A 17001-nucleotide genomic window follows, 5' to 3' on the forward strand; every position below is an offset into this window, starting at 1 on the left:
GGAACGCAAATGGACTTGTCTTGTTTCGAGATACGTCCTGCCGAAAGACCTGAAGCAGGCGAAATGGCGGCATTGTTGCGTCGATCCATTTCTGAACTATGCACCGCAGATCACGGCAACGATGCCTTGCGCCTCGAATCCTGGCTCAGGAACAAGACAGAAGAAACGGTGCTCCACTGGATTGATGGTCCAAGACATATCCTCGTCGCGCGGGCCTGCAAATCTCCGCGACGATTGCTCGGCGTTGGAATGGGAATGCCGACAGGTGAGGTCGTTTTGAACTATGTCCTTCCAGAGGCTCGCTTTTGCGGTGTGAGCAAAGCACTCATGAACGCGATCGAAACTCGGTTTGCCGAGCAGGGCATCGCGAAGGCTCGTTTGAGAAGCACCTGCACCGCCGAAAGGTTCTATCGCTCCATCGGCTATGTACTGATTGATCGCCCTCGTGACCCGGGTGACCGTGCTTCGGCCGTTTTTGAGAAAGACCTCGCACCATGACAAAGATGTTCGATCATGCCCTTCGATCTGCATCGCCTGACCATTCAGAGCTGGTTCGAAAATATGAACTCTACCGGACAATCGTGGAATTTCTGGCCGCACTGACCTTCATTGTCGGAAGAGTCCTCTTCTTCTTCCCGGTACTTGTTTATGCAGGAACCTGGCTGGTTCTTATCGGATCGATTCTGTTCGCAGTTCGGCCAACCATATGGTTGATGCTCGAACCTCGCCTTGCCAATCTGCCGGTACCGGCCGAATTTCGGCCATATGGTGTTGCGCAACTCAACAAAGTCACAAGCGCATGAACAAATCCGGTTCTGGCGGCAGCACGGCCGCCGTCATGATCCAGGGCACCGGCTCGAATGTCGGCAAGAGCCTGATCGTTGCCGGCCTTTGCCGTCTCTTTTCAAACCGTGGCCTTGCCGTGCGTCCGTTCAAGCCGCAAAACATGTCCAACAATGCTGCGGTGACGGCCGACGGCGGTGAAATCGGACGGGCCCAGGCGCTGCAGGCCATGGGGTGCCGGGTGCCTTTGTCCGTTCACATGAATCCCGTTCTTCTGAAACCGGAAACGGATACTGGCGCACAGGTAATTGTTCAGGGCAAGCGCTTCGGAACCATGAGGGCGCGTGAATACGGAAGGCAGAAAGAGACGCTTTTACCGAAAGTTCTGGAGAGTTTTTCAAAAACAGAATTAGAATCGGATCTGGTCATTGTGGAAGGAGCCGGAAGTCCGGCAGAGATCAATCTGCGTGCCGGCGACATCGCCAATATGGGGTTCGCCGAAGCTGCAGACTTGCCGGTCGTACTGTGTGCGGACATTGACAGAGGCGGTGTGATCGCCTCAGTCGTCGGAACCCATGCGGTTCTCGAAGCACAGGAACGGGATCGCATCAAGGCCTACTTCATCAATCGATTCCGGGGGGATCCAAGCCTCTTCGAAGATGGTATGCGCGAAATTTCCAGCAGAACACACTGGCAGGGCCTGGGGGTTGTTCCCTGGTTCGCTGACGCAGGAAAATTGCCGGCGGAAGATGCCCTCGGCCTTGAGGATGGATTTGGCAGCGGAGGTCTTAAGATCGTCGTGCCGGTCATTTCCAGAATTGCCAATTTCGACGATCTCGACCCGCTGCGTCTTGAACCAGGTGTCACGTTGGAGTTGGTTCAACCTGGAGATCCCTTGCCGGGAGATGCGGATATCGTCCTCTTGCCGGGTTCCAAGTCGACGATCGGGGACCTTGAATTCTTCCGCAAGCAAGGTTGGGACACTGACTTGAAGGCGCATCACCGCAGGGGCGGACATATTCTGGGTGTGTGTGGTGGCTACCAGATGCTCGGCAAGACCATTGCGGATCCGATTGGTATTGAAGGCTCTCCGGGACTGGTTGAAGGACTTGGCTACCTGAACGTTGAAACAGTGCTGACGCCTGAGAAATCAACCGTATATGCGGAAGGCGAGCACATCGGCAGCGGTGCCGGTTTTTCAGGGTATGAAATCCACATAGGCCGCACATCGGGTCCCGATTGCGAACGGCCGATGATGCGTTTGAGGGACGGTCATACCGACGGTGCAATTTCTGAAGAAGGTCTTGTCTCGGGCACGTATGTCCACGGTCTCTTTACCAGCGACGGTTTCCGGTCTGCCTATCTCCGATCCTTCGGAGCCTCTTCAACTCTTGCCTACGACAAGAGCATCGACCGCGTCCTGGATGATCTGGCGGCGCACCTGGAGATTGTGCTGGACACCGAGGCGTTTCTTAAAATCGCCAAAGCTCGATAAACTCAAGGGAACTCGCAGCGATGACACCTTCGCTCTATGAAATCCCGGTGGATACCGCCGGGAGATTTTTCATCATGCCCAAGCCCTCCGGTGAATGGCTCGATGACGACTTAAAGAAACTGAAATTGATCGGCATCGACCACATCGTCTCGATGTTGACACCAGAGGAGGCAGATAGCCTTTCGCTTGCGAACGAAGGTGAGGTTTGTGAGCGCAACGGAATCAACTTCACCAATGTTCCGGTTGTTGATCGGGATATACCGGAGACTGCAGCGGCAAAGGAACTTGCGCTATCCATAATAGCTGACTTGCACGCAGGATCGAGTGTCGTGGTTCATTGCCGGGCAGGCATCGGCAGGTCTGGTCTTGTCGCCTGTTGCGTCTTGATAGGTCTCGGAACTCTTGCGGAAGATGCCTTGGCAAAGGTGTCGGCGGCCCGCGGTGTCCTGGTACCGGACACAGAAGAACAAAGGAAATTCATTCTGGAATTCTCATGAAACAAGATTCGACAAAATTTCTTTGTGTTGTTCTGCGGTAGTCATTGGAGAGAATTATGATTATCAAGATGGCGTTGGTTTTAGTTCGCTTGTTTACGATATATTATTTCATGAGTATTCTTTATTATGTTCCAGCCATGATTTTGAATGTTACTTCTGATGCGTCTATTAGTATGCATTCCCTGTCTGTCATGTGGCAATTTCTGATTTGTTTTTTGTTGTTCTTCTTTCCGCGCGTTGTTTTGATTGGCCTTCGCTTTCCAAAAGGTGAGACTGACGCTGGAGACGCCTGCAATGCCAGGGTTTTTCAGTCTGCAGGTGTTGCGTTGATCGGTTTGGGATTCGCAATGTACGGTTTGCAGGGCCTGGTGAATATCCAGTTCCTTCAATGGATGACTTCAGAATACAATTTGGGAACCAGTGTCCTGTCACCTCACGAAATTGCATCCTTTTGGACCTCAGTGTTCGAGGTCGTCGGTGGTATTTTATTGATTGCGACTTCCAGCGGAATCTCCGGCCTCATCACCTGGTTGCGCGAACTGAGGCCGGCTGTCGATGCGGAGCGGGAAGAAAAATTGGACAACTAAGCTGCGACTGCAGCGAGCAATCCGATTGTCAGACCCTGTATGACGCACGCCCCGATCATGACCATCCCGGCACGATCAATGTCGTTTGCCGTTGCTTCCTTTCGCCCCGCTTCGTTGAGATAGGGATCATCTACCGTTTGCCCTGGATAAACACGTGGCCCGGCCAGGGCTATGTCGAGCGCGCCGGCCATGGCAGCCTCCGGCCAACCGGCATTGGGAGATCTGTGCTTTCCGGCATCCCTGATGATGCAGGTCAGGCTCTTGCGAGGAGAGCCGTATGCCAACGGAGCTGACAGGGCGATGAAGAGGCCTGAAAGGCGCGAAGCGGGCAAGTTGATCAGATCATCGAACCTTGCCGACGCCCAGCCGAATTCGCGATAGGTCTCGTTCTTGTGTCCGATCATGCTGTCAGCGGTGTTGACGGCCTTGTAGGCAAGTAAACCCGGCAGGCCAAACAGGGCGAACCAGAATACAGGGGCGACCACGCCGTCGGAAAAGTTCTCTGAGCAGGATTCAATTGCCGCCCGGGAAACGCCGGCCTCGTCGAGCTGGTTCGGATCCCGCCCGACAATCATGGCAACAGCCTTGCGCCCTCCTTCAAGCCCCGATTGTTCCAGCCCGTCCCGAACAGCAGCCACATGTCGGTAAAGACTGTTCTGGGCAAGAAAAACTGTCGTGACGATGACGATCAGGATGTCGCCAAACGGGATTTGACCCGAAATGCTTTCCAGAGCCGAGCCAAGACCGAGACCGCCGAACACGAGCAGCAGCAGGGTTATCAGACCGCCCGCCTTGCGTTGTCCTGCCGTCATGGTCGGGCGATTGAGGCTGTCATCTAAAATCGAGATGATGCTGCCGATTCCTACAACCGGATGCGGCAGACGGCGCCAGAGCCAGTCAGGGTCGCCGATGAGGGCGTCAAGCAGGAGCGCTGCAAGCAATAGCCAAAGTGCATTGTCGTAAATCAGCATATCGCGTCGCTACAGCAATTCCGTGAAAAGGGGAACCCGGAATTCCCTCGGCTCTTGCTGCCAGCAAATAGTCAAAGTTCTTCGCGGGCGTCCGACAGGGCGTTTGTGAGACGCTGCAGGTTTTCCGCACCGCCCGGCAAACCAAGTCGGATCCAGGTTGGCGCGTAGTCGAATATCCGTGTCCAGATATGTCGCCGTGCCAACGCCTCGTGAAGGCCCTTGGCGTCGCGTAAACCCGCCAGGGCATAAAGCGGCGTACCACCGAAAACGCTCAACTGCTGTTCAGATACCGCGATTGTAAGATCGGCCATTTCGTCAACAAGCCGGCGAACAGTTGCTTCCTGCCATTCCGTATCCCGCAAGGCCCTCGCGCCGATCTCGAGCGCCGGACCGCTTACGCTCCAGCTCTCCAGAAGTCCGGACAGTTTCTCGACGATCAACTGCGGACCGGCCAGGAACCCGAGCCTTAGCCCGGCCAGCCCGAAGAACTTGCCGAACGACCTGAGAACGACGACGTTCTCGTCACGCAGATGTGGCAGGATGCTTGCGCCCGGAATTACATCCGCAAAGGCCTCGTCAACCACGAGATAACCACCGCGTTCAGTGAGGGTTCCTGCAATTTCCAAAAGACTTTTCACATCAATCAGCTGACCATCCGGGTTGTTCGGATTGACCAGAATGACAATCTTCGCGTCAGCGGGCAGGGCATAGACGCTGGAGAGTTCCATTGGCATCCGGCCATCGCGTTGCCAGACGGCCTTGTGGCTCGGATAGGTTGGTGAGGCGAGGGCCGCCGGTCCCTCTGGCAGGATGGACGGCAAGAGCGACAACAGGATTTGTGTGCCGGGCGCGGCCGCAAGGCCAAGATGTGCGGGCACCTGATAGGCACGGCGTGCCGCTGAAATCAACTGTTCCTCTGCAACACGGGACGGAAGCGATGTCCATGTCCCGAAAGACAGTTCCTTTGGTACAGGATAGTGATGCGGATTGATGCCCGTGGAAAGGTCAAGCCAGTCGACTGCACTCCCGCCGAAACGTTCGATCGCCAGCGACAAATCACCACCGTGTTTCACGAAATCATCCTTCGAAAAATCCTGGGATCGCCAGAAAGCTGTCCAGCGCCCCGTCTTGTTACCAATTGCCGATAGAATTATCCGATTTGCAATGATCGGTCAGCGCGTGAAACGACACATACCTTGTCAGAAACGCAAATTGACAGGGAGAATCCGGACCTGATAAGAACAAAAAGAGAACAAAAAATGGAGTTGACGATGGCTGCTGAGCGCCGGACCCGAGGTCCAAGGGAATTTGATCGCGATGATGTACTGGACGCACTTTCGCACGCGAGAAAGTCACTGATCGAGGCACAGCGCGCAATGCGTCCCAAGTCCGGGCTTGCGAGGTCCGCCGACGCAGTTATTTCGGAAATTGACGAATTTGCCTTTGTACTGACAGGTGAGCGAACACACTTTCACGCAGCCGCCCACGGCTCACCCCACAGAAAGCCGGATGGCGCCGGTTAAACAGGTCTTACAATCCGGACAGGGTCTCGCTCATCAGGTGGTCGACGATCCTGTTGAACGCGTCCTTGGGAAGGAGGCCGTCATCGGCAATCACCCCGGCAAGCTTCAGCTGCTTGTCCGCTGAGGTGCCTTCTGCCGCAATGGTCCGGATATGTTCCAATTCGCTTTCACAGCCGAAATGGATTGCATCTGGCCTGACGAGTTCGATCAGTTCCTCTGCCAGGTCGACGAACGGTGCTGTTTCGTTGCGGCCAAAGTCGATCAGGCCGGCCGAAGTTCCATGCCGTTGCGCCTGCCACCGGTTTTCCGCAAGGAGAAACCTTGAATACGGCCGCCAGCTCTGGTTCGCGCGGCGAAGGCGATACAGCATGCGGCAAAGGCACCTGTAGAGTGCGGCAATTGCCACAGCGTCATCGAGCTTCGGGCAAACGTCCGTTATGCGCAGTTCGAGCGTGGGAAACCGATCGGACGGGCGAAGGTCCCACCAGATCTTCGTTGCATCCTCCAGAGCGCCTGCATTGCTGAGGATGTCGACGATATGCCGGTATTCGTGATGGCTTTCGAAACGTGGTGGCAATCCGGTTCTCGGCATCTCGTTGAAAACCGCGAGCCGATAGGATTTCAAACCGGTGTTGCGGCCTCGCCAGAACGGGGACGATGTGCTCAGAGCCAGGAGATGCGGGAGGAAATAGGCAAGCTGATTGAAGAGATCGATCCGCAATTCTTCGTCTTCGATCCCGACGTGAACGTGCATGCCGCAAATCAGCATGCGTCTGGCAACCACCTGCATGGTGCGCGCAATCTGGTTGTATCGTTCCTTGTCCGTATGCGGTTGGTCCGTCCACTCGGCAAAAGGGTGTGTCGAGGCGGCGATCGGTGCAAGGTTGTGATCCGAAGATTCCTTGGCAACAGTCTTGCGGAAGTAGGCAAGCTCCGCTCGCACTTCGCCGAGTGTCATGCAGACCGGCGTTCCAACCTCGATCTGGCATCGCAGGAATTCCGGACTGACCCGTCCTTCAAGGGCGCTTTCGCAGGCCGAAAACAGCTCCTCTGGCGGGGAACTCGCCAATTTTCGGCTGGTCTTGTCGACGAGCAGATATTCTTCTTCGACGCCGACACTGAAACTGGGTTCCTTCATGGGGAAAGCATCCGCAGTTTTGAAGGCTCAAGTCAAGAGCCGGTAATGCCCGGCACGCGCCGACGCCAAAATCAATACCGGTTCAATTTACCAGATGTTCCCGGCTCCGGGCGTGTAGGATGCGCTGATCACGGCGTTCGCCTGCAGGGTGTCGCATTCCAGAACGCCCGAATGTTTGGCGAGCGGTGCATTGGTCTCGGTCATGGCGGCAATGACCTTGACTTTGCTCCCGGCCGAGATCTCGACGGTATCCATGCCCTGGATCAGGACACTTTTGGAGGCGCTGATGATCACGTCCTGATTCTGCAACGTGATGACGCTTTCCAGATCGCCAATCCGGGCTTCAAGATCGTTGATACGCTGGCGCAACGTTTCCACCAGGACTTCGGTATTGTTGTTTTCCGAAACGATCTGCGGTGATTTGCGCGGGCGGGGCGGTTCGACCCGCTTCATTGTCGACGTCGTGACCACGCGCGCCTGCTTGGCCGCGTGCGGTACGGTTCCACCTGGTGTCTTCATTTGAATTCCCCCTGTCTGTTTGAACAGGTAAAACGCTATCATGACGCTAGGGAAAGAGGTAGCGTGCAGCTAACAGAGCTCACGCGCTGCATGCGTTAGGTCGAATTTTCCGGAGAATTTGGAGGCCCCGACCGGAATCGAACCGGTGTACACGGATTTGCAATCCGCTGCGTCACCACTCCGCCACAGGGCCACCGAGGTGGTGTGCCGCGCCTTATCAAACAGTTGCGCGATTTGGTCAAGCCCTGAAATCGAACCGGTTCGAATTTCCACCGCTGCCGCGTCAAGACCAGCAAAGGTGCTGGATTCGGTGGAAACTCACGCTGGCACTCGCGGGTTCGATGGACTGTCCTGGGCCTCGTCGGGAGAATCCCCGTGTCAGGGCGCAGATCACTCCGGGAAGTCTGCTTTTGGCCATGTCCGGAACCCGGGAAGGAACACGACGGATCTTGGCGGGATATGCACTTTTTCCTTGCTGTGCGGCCGCCTTTTGCCGAGAACGAACTTGACGGATACTTGTCAGGCGGCATCTGTCTCGCTAAGGAACGTTCTCAAGAGGCGCCGGGTGTCCGGCGAGGCAAAGTGAGGGCCGAAATGACGGACTACAGTCAGTCCCGCCGCAAGATGGTGGACAACCAGTTGCGCACCAACGATGTAACCGATCATCGGATCCTTGATGCGATGGAGGCCATTCCCCGTGAACGGTTCGTACCGGCGTCGAAAAAGGCGATTGCCTACATAGATGAAGACCTTCCGGTTGGCCCGGCTGATTGCGGGCGGGTCCTGATGAAACCGCATATTTTCGGCAAGCTGGTTCAACTTGCTGAAATCCGCGAAGATCACGTCGTGCTGGTCGTTGGCGCCGGGGCCGGTTACAGCGCCGCGGTCCTTTCGAATTTGGCTGCGTCGATCGTCGCCCTTGAGGAAAACGAGGATCTGGTCAAATCAGCGACCGATGTTCTTGTAGATCTCGGCATCGAGAATGCCGTTGTTGTCGATGGTCCGCTCGTCAAGGGATATGCATCGGAAGGCCCTTATGATGTGATATTCGTCGACGGTGCAGTGGAGACATTGCCAAGTGTTCTGACAGACCAGTTGAAGCCGCTCGGGCGTCTGGTGGTTGTTGAAGGGCAGGGTGGAGCCGGCGTAGCGCGCCTTTATCAGAAGTCGGGAGAAGCAGTGAGCAGTCGATTCGGCTTCAATGCCGCGGCCGGCCTGTTGCCCGGCTTTGCTGCTGCGGAAGAATTTGTTTTTTAACCAATTGGCCATACTTTGAAAAAGAGACCTGAGTGGGGACGCGGGTTTCTGGAGTTGAGAGAGCGGTTTATCGGAAGTTCGAACTTGTTGCCTTAAAGCCGCACTAACAGAATTTCCGATTTTCTCGCTCGCAAACGGTTGAAGAATAAAACCCTTCAGTTTACTCAACAGACTCAAGTGTTGTGATCCGGAAGGAGCGTTGGGTGATTTGTCGTTCGACAATTAAGGCAGCAACTGTCGGCTTTGCGCTGATGGGTGGGGTTGCTGCCGTTTCGTTGATTGGATCTGCAGTAACTCCTGCAAGAGCCGAAACGATCCGCGAAGCGCTTGCCCTGGCCTATACCAATAACCCGTCATTGAATGCTGCGCGGGCTGCGTTGCGCGGCACCGATGAAGGGGTTCCACAGGCGCTGTCAGGATGGCGGCCGACTGTAACGGCCGGAGCGAGCATCGGTCGTACCTGGGCAGATGCCAATTCCGGCAACCTGTCGAACGTCCAGAACAATGCATCCATTTCACTGTCGATCAGTCAGACATTGTTCGCCGGATTCAGAACGGTCAACTCTGTGCGACAAGCCGAGTCGATTGTTCTTGCTCAGCGTGAAAGTCTGATTTCTTCCGAACAGGATACACTCCTATCTGCCGCGTCGGCATATGTCGGAGTGATTCGGGATACTGCTCTGGTGTCCTTGCAGCGCAGCGATCTTGAGTTTCTTCAAGAGCAGGTGCGCGCTGCACGGGACAGGTTCGACGTAGGTGAAGGCACGAGAACGGATGTCAGCCAGGCTGAGGCGCGTGCCGCCGAAGCACAGGCGAGTCTCAATTCCGCGCTCGCCAATCTGAATTCGAGCCGTGCGGTTTACCGGCAGGTGATCGGAATCGAGGCGCGCAACCTTTCAGCCGACGCTGGAATTGCGAAATTCGTTCCCAAGTCACTGGACAGTGCGCTTGCTGTCAGTGCCGAGGAACAACCCCTTATTCGTCAGGCTCAGCATCAGGTCGACGCAGCGATCTACAGTGTAAAGACCGCAGAAGGTGCATTTCTGCCGACAGTTTCAATGAGCGGCAGTGTTTCCAGAAGCATTAATCCGAGCAGTTTTTTCGCGGAAAATCAGGACTCGGTTTCAATAACTGGAAATGTGAGCATTCCGATCTATCAGGCAGGCAGCGCATCTTCGGCTGTACGTCAATCCAAGGAAGCACTTGGTCAGACGCGCCTTCAGCTGGACGTAACCCGGGATCAGATCAGGGCGAACGTGATTTCGGCATGGGGGAATTACCAGGCGGCGGAAGCTTCGATTATTGCGGCACAGGCAGCCGTCGAGGCTCAGAAACTTGCGCTGGAAGGCGTCATAGAAGAGCAGAGAGTTGGCCAGCGGACGACACTCGATGTGCTCGATGCGCAGCGTGAACTGGTGACGCAGCAATCGAACCTGGTGAGCGCTCAGAGCAACAGGATTGTCAGCGGGTACCAGCTTGTTGCGGCGGTAGGCAAGTTGGATGCGCGCGGACTCGGCCTCCGGGTCAAGATTTATGAGCCGACACAGCACTACGAGGCGGTTCGCGGCAAATGGTTCGGACTCAGGACGCCCGACGGCCGCTGATAGAACAGATATTTTTGAATCTTTCGGACGGCTGTAACTTAGGTTGCAGCCGTTTTTGGTTCTGATACGCGCCCTCAAGGTTTCGCTGTTTGGCTTTGGATATTCAATGTGACTCCCGTTCACCAAGTCGATGACTGACTTATGAGGGGATAAGGCAATGGTATCTGATGCGTTTGCTTTGCGGCATAGGTGTTGACCCGCATACTTTCCATTAACGAATCATTCGGGAAAATCTGAATGGTGCGCGGCGCGATCGATTTGCACAGGGGTAGCCATGTCAGAGGCTAAAAAGGCTGAAGAGCCGTCGATGGAGGAGATCCTCGCATCGATCCGCAAAATAATTTCGGACGAAGATACCCAAGGCGCTGAAAATGGTGAGGCTGACGCGGTCGAAGAAGCTGAAACACCGGTAGAAGAAGCGGTTGAAGATATGGGCGATGCCTCTGAAATGTCGCAGGACGACCTCGACAAGCTGTTTGATATGGATAGCAGCGGTGGCGGTGACTCGTCCGATGACGATGCGGATGATATGGCAGCCGCAATGGAGGCCGATGCCGCCGAAGAAGAAAACGACGATGATGTTCTGGAACTGACCGAAGAGCTTGCCGTTTCCGAAGACAGTGAAATGGACATGGTCGAAGGTCTGGCGGATGAATTTGACAGCCCTGGCGGTGACCTTTCATTCGCCGAGCAGCCAGAACCAAAATTCGAGGCAACTCCGGAACCGATTCCAGCCTCATCGATTGACACAACACCAGTGCCGGACGAACTGCCGGACGTTGCCGGCGATGCCCCGTTGACGTCCGACAACACCGGCGAAGCCGTCCACGCCGCTTTCGATAATCTGTCGAACATGTTTGTTGGTTCACAAGCCCAGACGGTCGAAGAGCTGGTCAAGGAGATGCTGCGTCCCATGCTGAAGGCCTGGCTTGACCAGAACCTGCCTGGAATGGTGGAGCAGATGGTTCAAAAAGAAATTCAACGGGTTACGCGTCGTCGCTAGACTCGTTTTTCTTCGAGCTGGCCGCACCCGTCAGGCGACAGTGCCTGAAGTTGTTTTCGGCGATTGAAGTGCAGAATTCTTGCCATTGGCAACCGGAACATGCAGCCCTCAGAGTCCCTTTTCGAAAGCGTGACCTCAGTTTGGAAATCCGCTCCGGCGACAGGCGGAGAATGTGACCGGCCCCGACATCCTCGCCTATCACAGGAACGATTTGTGAAAGCGCGTGTGCGTCGCGACCAAGCACGTTTTCATTGTGACAATGGCAGTCAGCTTCCGGCAACATGGGTTTGCAGATGTCGTCCGGCCCGTTGACGATCTTGATGGCTTCACCTGAATTTATCCGTTCAACTATCTTGTCGTAGTTGACGACGAATTGCGGCGTATAGCCTTTGCCGAGATATGTCAGCATGCAGAGAAGATGGTGTGGCCGGATTGAAATCGTCATGCCGGGCTTATGACAGTAAATGCGAGTGAGCCCAAGTCCCACGTTTGATCGGACGGAAAATCGGCGCGATGGCTGACGTATCGCATCCTGGTAGAGTGTTAACCGGTTGACTTGCGGGGGCGCATCCGATTTACACGGGGGCTCACGAATTTCGAAATACATCTCCCTTTGAGTGACACTGATGCTGGATAAGACCTACGACGCGGCCAGCGTTGAGCCGCGGATTTACGAAAACTGGGAAAAGGCCGAGGCCTTTAAGGCCGGAGCGGGTGCCAAGAGTGGCGCACCTGCCTTCTCCATCGTAATTCCGCCACCCAATGTGACGGGTTCCCTTCACATGGGGCACGCACTCAACAACACGCTTCAGGATATTCTGGTGCGTTGGAAGCGCATGCAGGGATTTGACGTTCTCTGGCAACCTGGCACCGATCACGCCGGTATTGCGACCCAAATGGTTGTCGAGCGTGAGCTGATGGAAACTCAACAACCTGGTCGGCGCGACATGGGGCGCGAGGCCTTCGTCGAGCGGGTTTGGGAACAAAAGCGCAAGTCGGAAGGCACGATCCTCGGGCAGCTCAAGCGCCTCGGGGCATCCTGCGACTGGAGCCGGACGGAATTCACCATGTCGCCGAACCTTTCGGCGGCGGTCTTGAAGGTGTTCGTTGACCTTTACAATGAAGGCCTGATCTACAGATCCAAGCGACTGGTCAACTGGGATCCGAAGTTTGAAACAGCGATTTCCGATCTCGAAGTCGAGAACATCGAAACCGACGGTCATATGTGGCACTTCAAGTATCCGTTGGCAGGTGGCGAGACATACGAGTATGTCGAAAAGGACGAGGACGGGAATGTCACTCTTCGGGAAACCCGAGACTATATCTCCATTGCCACGACGCGTCCGGAAACGATGCTCGGCGATGGGGCGGTTGCGGTTCATCCTCGCGATGAGCGTTACAAGCCAATCCTGGGCAAGTTGTGCGAAATTCCGGTAGGCCCGAAAGAGCACCGTCGGTTGATCCCGATCATCACGGATGATTATCCGGATCCGGATTTCGGCTCCGGTGCGGTTAAGATTACGGGCGCACACGATTTCAACGACTATGGCGTCGCGTTGAGAAACAAGATCCCGATGTACCGCCTTATGGATACAAAGGGTGCCATGCGCGCGGACGGCGCACCCTATGTTGAAGAGGCGTCAAAAGCGCAGGCCATCATTGATGGCGCCGAGATGACAATCAACGAAGTTGACCTCATCAATATCGTTCCGGAGGAGCTGCGCGGCCTCGATCGCTTTGAGGCGCGCAAGCGCGTCATTGAACAGATCACCGCAGAGGGGCTGGCGGTGACGGTTCCTGCCGAGCATCCGGAGGTCGCCTGGATGAAAGGGCAGGCACCGGACTGGCATCCTCTCGGACGCGCAATCCTTCGTCCGCTTGAGGAAGACCAGACCGGGCCGGAGCGACTGCCTCTCGTCGAGTCGAAAAAGATAATGCAGCCCTTCGGCGACCGCTCCAAGGTTGTTATCGAGCCAATGCTCACGGATCAGTGGTTTGTCGATGCAAAGAAGCTGACCGAGCCTGCCTTGGAGGCAGTCAGAAACGGTGAGACGAAACTGATCCCTGGAAACGCCGACAAGATCTACAACAACTGGTTGGAAGACATTCAACCCTGGTGCATTTCGCGCCAGTTGTGGTGGGGACACCAGATTCCGGTCTGGTACGATGAAGACGGCAACGAATACTGCGCCCAGACGGAAGAGCAGGCTGTTGCTCTCTCCGGAGGGAAGGCATTGACGCGAGATGAAGATGTCCTGGACACCTGGTTCTCCTCCGCGCTTTGGCCGTTCTCCACACTGGGCTGGCCGCACAAGACTCCTGAACTTGAGCGCTACTACAAGACGGATGTACTGGTCACGGGTCTCGACATCATCTTCTTCTGGGTCGCGCGAATGATGATGCAGGGCATCCACTTCATGGGGGAAGTGCCGTTCCACACGGTCTATTTCAATTCGATCGTTGTTGATGGCAAGGGCAAGAAAATGTCCAAATCCACAGGCAACGTCATCGATCCGCTCGATCTGATTGACCGTTTCGGGGCAGACGCCACGCGCTTCGCGCTGGCCAGCCAGGAGGTTCAGGCGCGCCGGATGTTGCGGATGTCCGATCAGGCGGCGGAAGGGGGGCAACGCTTTGCCACCAAATTGTGGAACGCGGCGCGTTTTGCCGAGATGAACGGTTGCGCGCGTGTTGAGGGATTCGATCCGGCTGCGACCAAACACACGTTGAACCGTTGGATCGCAACAGAAATGGGGCGTTGTACGGCTGAAGTAACCACTGCGCTTGAAGATTATCGCTTCAACGACGCAGCCGGAGCCGTCTACCGGTTCACCTGGAACACGTTTTGCGACTGGTTTCTCGAACTCGCCAAGCCGGTCTTCAACGGTGATGACGAGGCAGCCAAAGCCGAAACGCGGGCGACTGCTGCCTGGGCTATTGATGAGATTTTGAAGGTTCTACACCCCTTCATGCCGTTCCTGACGGAAGAGTTGTGGGAACGTCTTGGTGATGAAGGGGCGAGCGCAGACGGTCTTATCATGCTGACGGCCTGGCCGGTAGAGTGTGTTTCAGACGCGGCGGCAGCCGACGAGATCAACTGGCTGGTAAAACTGATTTCTGAAATCCGGTCGGTCCGGGCCGAGATGAATGTCCCGGCAGCGGCAAAGGTTGCGATTGTCATCAACGGAGCGAACGACAAGACAATATCCCGATTGAAAACGCACGAGTCGGCCATCCTCCGTTTGGCGCGTGCGGAAAGTGTGCAGCTTGCCGACGCAGCACCTTCCGGGTCTGCGCAGATCATCGTTGGAGAGACGACGGTCTGCCTTCCGCTGGCAGGTGTCATTGATCTGGGAGCGGAAAAAGCACGGCTTGAAAAGGAAGTCGGCAAGCTGGATGGCGAGATCTCAAAAATAGAGAAGAAGCTTTCCAATCCGAAATTCGTCGAGAAAGCGCCTGAAGAGGTTGTCAACGGTGAACGCGAAAAGATCGCCGACTCTCGAGAAAAACGCGCAAAAGTGCAGGTCGCGCTGAACAGGTTGGCGGAAATAGGCTAAGTCGTGGGCTGGGTTCCGGGCAAGACGACGTCTTGTCCGGGCCGCAATTCGATGCTAGCGCCAAAGCATGGAAAGCAAGTAATCTAGCATCAACGACTCAAAAACTGATGGCAGACGTGTTCAAACCAAAAATATCAGCAAATCGGCTTATTGCGCGTTTGGCAATATCAGTGCTTTCCGTTGTTGCTGTGAGCAATACCGCAAGCGCTGAAAAGATTGAAAATCCGGTTGCCGTTTTCTCGGGCCTCGACAAGATCACGGGCAGGATTATTTCCTTCGATGTCTATATTGGCGAAACGGTCCAGTTCGGCGCGCTGCAAGTAACGCCGAGAGTGTGCCACACGCGTCCGCAAACGGAATCTCCGTTGACTACCGGCTTCGTGCAGGTCGACGAAATTACACTGAACAACGAGGTCCGGCGAATTTTCTCCGGCTGGATGTATGCAGCAAGTCCGGGGCTGCATGCGGTTGAACATCCTGTCTACGATATCTGGCTGACCAACTGTAAGCTGGCATCCACCGTGCCACCTCCAGAAGATTATGATGGCCCGCCGATCAAGGGCGTCGTGGCAGAGGGTGAAGATCCTCTTGCTGGGCCGGACGATGGTGTCGATTCCGGGCCAGGCATCCCCAGGAAAAAGCCGTTTCAGGGGTGATGCACAGGCCAATCAGCGCTGTGCGGGAATATGCGATCGCTGATTTAACCGATGCCACACTGTTGGTCGAAAAGAAAAACTCTCTCCGATCACGTCTGTCACCGGTTGCTCCAGGTGTTGTGAGCAAGGTTGGTTTGTTTGCTTCAGACAAAAATTTTCAGACCTCTTGTGGCACACAACCATCGGGTTGCACATGTCTACCAAATTGCCGAAATGTGTGGTCTAACGGCGCAGAAAACGAGTAGCGAGAAAGCACGATGTGCGGAATTTCCGGAATTGTCTCCAGACACACGCAACCGGCCTTGGAAGATCTGTTGGAACTTCAAAGAAGCCTGGCTCATCGAGGACCGGATGCAAGTTCGCACTACTGCAAAGGTCCCGTCGCACTCTCTCACAATCGCCTGAGCATTATCGACATCGATACGGCCAACCAGCCGTTTTTCGATAAAGACAAGTCTCTCTGTCTGATTGCCAATGGCGAGATATATAATTTCAGCGATATCCGTGCGCACTATCAAAAGCACGGCTACAGTTTCACGTCGAAAAACTCCGATTGTGAGGTGATCGTTCCATTGTACATCGAGCATGGAATTGATTGCCTGGAAAAGCTGCGCGGCATGTTCGCCTTTTCTCTATGGGATGCCGAACGTCAAAAACTGATTTTGGCGCGCGACAGAATGGGTGAAAAACCGCTCTATTTTCATGTTTCACAAGACCACTTCGTTTTTTCATCTGAACTCAGGTCGATCGCATCGTCGCGTCTTGTCGACACTTCAGTGAGCCACAGGCAGATCGCAAGGTATTTCCGATACAAATACGTTCCCGAACCCCATACGCCGTTTGAACATGTCCAGAAACTGCCTGCCGGGTCATATCTTGAATTGGATATTGCGACCTGGAGCTACGAAATCAAACAATACTGGAGCCCCTGGGACGCAAAACCGGTTACCGGAAACCCGACTGAAGAAATCAGGCAATCACTCGAAGATGCCATCAAGACGTGTATCGTCTCGGACGTTCCCATGGGACTGAGTTTAAGCGGAGGCATCGACTCGTCGATCTGAATAGCCCCTAGATTTGTAGACGCCTTCTTTCCTAATTTTGAGGCAAGGAGGCCATGATGGGCACGAGCAATTTCAGTGACGACTTCAAGCGGGACGCGGTGGCGCAGATCACCGAGCGTGGCTATCCGGTTGCGGAGATTTCGAAGCGTCTTGGTGTCAGCACGCATTCTCTCTACGCCTGGAAGAAGAAGTTCTCCAAGTCACCCGATCCAGGCGAAGGCGATCAAGCTGTGGAGATCCGTCGGCTGAAGCAGGAACTGGCTCGAGTCACTGAGGAGCGTGACATCCTAAAAAGGCAACCGCGTACTTCGCCAAGGATGCAAAGTGAGGTACGCGTTCATCGATGA

Annotated in this window: 17 protein-coding genes, 1 tRNA gene and 1 pseudogene; 13 read left to right on the forward strand and 6 right to left on the reverse strand. The window is 55.2% G+C overall.

Features of this window, described 5'->3' with window-relative positions; translation table 11 throughout:
- Window positions 1-9: 9 nt before the first annotated feature.
- The 5 genes from LA5095_RS29030 (at window position 10) to LA5095_RS29050 (ending at window position 3362) form a co-directional block, all read left to right on the forward strand.
- On the forward strand, window positions 10-498 hold the full coding sequence (locus tag LA5095_RS29030; protein WP_055391455.1) for a GNAT family N-acetyltransferase: 489 nt from the start codon (window positions 10-12) through the stop codon (window positions 496-498).
- The gene (locus LA5095_RS29035; RefSeq protein ID WP_208992909.1) at window positions 495-803 is read left to right on the forward strand and encodes a YrhK family protein; all 309 of its coding nucleotides are present in this window, start codon (window positions 495-497) and stop codon (window positions 801-803) included. The genes LA5095_RS29030 and LA5095_RS29035 overlap by 4 nt, the downstream gene beginning before the upstream one ends.
- Window positions 800-2278 (forward strand): cobyric acid synthase, encoded by a 1479-nt coding sequence (locus LA5095_RS29040; protein ID WP_055391456.1) that lies wholly within the window; start codon window positions 800-802, stop codon window positions 2276-2278. Before LA5095_RS29035 ends, LA5095_RS29040 begins: the two co-directional genes overlap by 4 nt.
- A gap of 74 nt (window positions 2279-2352) precedes the next feature.
- Window positions 2353-2775 (forward strand): protein-tyrosine phosphatase family protein, encoded by a 423-nt coding sequence (locus LA5095_RS29045; protein ID WP_158510450.1) that lies wholly within the window; start codon window positions 2353-2355, stop codon window positions 2773-2775.
- A 56-nt stretch (window positions 2776-2831) separates the two neighbouring features.
- On the forward strand, window positions 2832-3362 hold the full coding sequence (locus LA5095_RS29050) for a hypothetical protein (protein ID WP_144436205.1): 531 nt from the start codon (window positions 2832-2834) through the stop codon (window positions 3360-3362).
- On the opposite strand, the gene cbiB is transcribed toward LA5095_RS29050, so the two are convergent.
- Both cbiB and cobD read right to left on the reverse strand, forming a co-directional pair.
- The gene (cbiB, locus tag LA5095_RS29055; RefSeq protein WP_055391459.1) at window positions 3359-4333 is read right to left on the reverse strand and encodes an adenosylcobinamide-phosphate synthase CbiB; all 975 of its coding nucleotides are present in this window, start codon (window positions 4331-4333) and stop codon (window positions 3359-3361) included. The genes LA5095_RS29050 and cbiB overlap by 4 nt on opposite strands.
- Before the next feature lie 71 nt (window positions 4334-4404).
- Window positions 4405-5406 carry a threonine-phosphate decarboxylase CobD gene (gene cobD / locus LA5095_RS29060; protein ID WP_055391460.1) on the reverse strand — a complete coding sequence of 334 codons (1002 nt, stop codon included), beginning with the start codon at window positions 5404-5406 and terminating at the stop codon, window positions 4405-4407.
- A 198-nt stretch (window positions 5407-5604) separates the two neighbouring features.
- Here cobD and LA5095_RS29065 point away from each other — a divergent pair, with 198 nt between their 5' ends.
- On the forward strand, window positions 5605-5856 hold the full coding sequence (locus LA5095_RS29065; RefSeq protein WP_055391484.1) for a hypothetical protein: 252 nt from the start codon (window positions 5605-5607) through the stop codon (window positions 5854-5856).
- Window positions 5857-5863: 7 nt separating this feature from the next.
- Here the strand turns inward: LA5095_RS29065 and LA5095_RS29070 are convergent, their stop codons facing one another.
- The 3 genes from LA5095_RS29070 to LA5095_RS29080 all read right to left on the reverse strand — a co-directional run bounded on the left by LA5095_RS29070 (window position 5864) and on the right by LA5095_RS29080 (window position 7706).
- On the reverse strand, window positions 5864-6994 hold the full coding sequence (locus tag LA5095_RS29070) for a carboxylate-amine ligase (RefSeq protein ID WP_055391461.1): 1131 nt from the start codon (window positions 6992-6994) through the stop codon (window positions 5864-5866).
- A gap of 87 nt (window positions 6995-7081) precedes the next feature.
- Window positions 7082-7513, reverse strand: coding sequence for a hypothetical protein (locus LA5095_RS29075; RefSeq protein ID WP_055391462.1), 432 nt, complete (start codon window positions 7511-7513; stop codon window positions 7082-7084).
- Between the two features lie 119 nt (window positions 7514-7632).
- A tRNA-Cys gene (locus tag LA5095_RS29080) sits at window positions 7633-7706 on the reverse strand.
- A 401-nt stretch (window positions 7707-8107) separates the two neighbouring features.
- Here LA5095_RS29080 and LA5095_RS29085 point away from each other — a divergent pair.
- The 3 genes from LA5095_RS29085 (at window position 8108) to LA5095_RS29095 (ending at window position 11377) form a co-directional block, all read left to right on the forward strand.
- On the forward strand, window positions 8108-8770 hold the full coding sequence (locus tag LA5095_RS29085; protein ID WP_029065575.1) for a protein-L-isoaspartate O-methyltransferase family protein: 663 nt from the start codon (window positions 8108-8110) through the stop codon (window positions 8768-8770).
- Between the two features lie 203 nt (window positions 8771-8973).
- Complete coding sequence (locus LA5095_RS29090) at window positions 8974-10374, forward strand: TolC family outer membrane protein (protein WP_306362376.1); 1401 nt, start codon at window positions 8974-8976, stop codon at window positions 10372-10374.
- A 274-nt stretch (window positions 10375-10648) separates the two neighbouring features.
- Window positions 10649-11377, forward strand: coding sequence for a PopZ family protein (locus LA5095_RS29095; RefSeq protein WP_055391464.1), 729 nt, complete (start codon window positions 10649-10651; stop codon window positions 11375-11377).
- Here LA5095_RS29095 and LA5095_RS29100 read toward each other — a convergent pair.
- Window positions 11361-11822: a DUF1284 domain-containing protein gene (locus tag LA5095_RS29100; protein WP_055391465.1), complete on the reverse strand. Its 462-nt coding sequence runs from the start codon at window positions 11820-11822 to the stop codon at window positions 11361-11363. The genes LA5095_RS29095 and LA5095_RS29100 overlap by 17 nt on opposite strands.
- 181 nt (window positions 11823-12003) lie before the next feature.
- Between LA5095_RS29100 and LA5095_RS29105 the strand changes: the two genes are divergently transcribed.
- From LA5095_RS29105 to LA5095_RS29120, 4 genes and pseudogenes are all read left to right on the forward strand, one after another.
- The gene (locus LA5095_RS29105; protein ID WP_055391466.1) at window positions 12004-14934 is read left to right on the forward strand and encodes a valine--tRNA ligase; all 2931 of its coding nucleotides are present in this window, start codon (window positions 12004-12006) and stop codon (window positions 14932-14934) included.
- Window positions 14935-14966: 32 nt separating this feature from the next.
- Window positions 14967-15590: a DUF2155 domain-containing protein gene (locus tag LA5095_RS29110; protein WP_235808906.1), complete on the forward strand. Its 624-nt coding sequence runs from the start codon at window positions 14967-14969 to the stop codon at window positions 15588-15590.
- 257 nt (window positions 15591-15847) lie between these two features.
- Window positions 15848-16654, forward strand: a complete 807-nt coding sequence (locus LA5095_RS29115) for an asparagine synthetase B family protein (protein WP_082442994.1) — start codon at window positions 15848-15850, stop codon at window positions 16652-16654.
- 56 nt (window positions 16655-16710) lie between these two features.
- Window positions 16711-17001 (forward strand): annotated as a pseudogene (locus LA5095_RS29120) (transposase); the annotation flags it as partial.

The organism is Roseibium album, from assembly GCF_001404515.1.
Lineage (GTDB): Bacteria > Pseudomonadota > Alphaproteobacteria > Rhizobiales > Stappiaceae > Roseibium > Roseibium album.

What these genes read in the sequence shown, in the direction of transcription:
- LA5095_RS29050 (WP_144436205.1), top strand. Translation starts at nt 2,832, where the DNA reads ATGATTATCAAGATGGCGTTGGTTTTAGTTCGCTTGTTTACGATATAT.
- LA5095_RS29115 (WP_082442994.1), top strand. Translation starts at nt 15,848, where the DNA reads ATGTGCGGAATTTCCGGAATTGTCTCCAGACACACGCAACCGGCCTTG.
- LA5095_RS29035 (WP_208992909.1), top strand. Translation starts at nt 495, where the DNA reads ATGACAAAGATGTTCGATCATGCCCTTCGATCTGCATCGCCTGACCAT.
- LA5095_RS29030 (WP_055391455.1), top strand. Translation starts at nt 10, where the DNA reads ATGGACTTGTCTTGTTTCGAGATACGTCCTGCCGAAAGACCTGAAGCA.
- LA5095_RS29075 (WP_055391462.1), bottom strand. Translation starts at nt 7,513, where the DNA reads ATGAAGACACCAGGTGGAACCGTACCGCACGCGGCCAAGCAGGCGCGC.
- LA5095_RS29070 (WP_055391461.1), bottom strand. Translation starts at nt 6,994, where the DNA reads ATGAAGGAACCCAGTTTCAGTGTCGGCGTCGAAGAAGAATATCTGCTC.
- LA5095_RS29085 (WP_029065575.1), top strand. Translation starts at nt 8,108, where the DNA reads ATGACGGACTACAGTCAGTCCCGCCGCAAGATGGTGGACAACCAGTTG.
- LA5095_RS29100 (WP_055391465.1), bottom strand. Translation starts at nt 11,822, where the DNA reads ATGACGATTTCAATCCGGCCACACCATCTTCTCTGCATGCTGACATAT.
- LA5095_RS29040 (WP_055391456.1), top strand. Translation starts at nt 800, where the DNA reads ATGAACAAATCCGGTTCTGGCGGCAGCACGGCCGCCGTCATGATCCAG.
- LA5095_RS29105 (WP_055391466.1), top strand. Translation starts at nt 12,004, where the DNA reads ATGCTGGATAAGACCTACGACGCGGCCAGCGTTGAGCCGCGGATTTAC.
- LA5095_RS29095 (WP_055391464.1), top strand. Translation starts at nt 10,649, where the DNA reads ATGTCAGAGGCTAAAAAGGCTGAAGAGCCGTCGATGGAGGAGATCCTC.
- LA5095_RS29045 (WP_158510450.1), top strand. Translation starts at nt 2,353, where the DNA reads ATGCCCAAGCCCTCCGGTGAATGGCTCGATGACGACTTAAAGAAACTG.
- cbiB (WP_055391459.1), bottom strand. Translation starts at nt 4,333, where the DNA reads ATGCTGATTTACGACAATGCACTTTGGCTATTGCTTGCAGCGCTCCTG.
- LA5095_RS29065 (WP_055391484.1), top strand. Translation starts at nt 5,605, where the DNA reads ATGGCTGCTGAGCGCCGGACCCGAGGTCCAAGGGAATTTGATCGCGAT.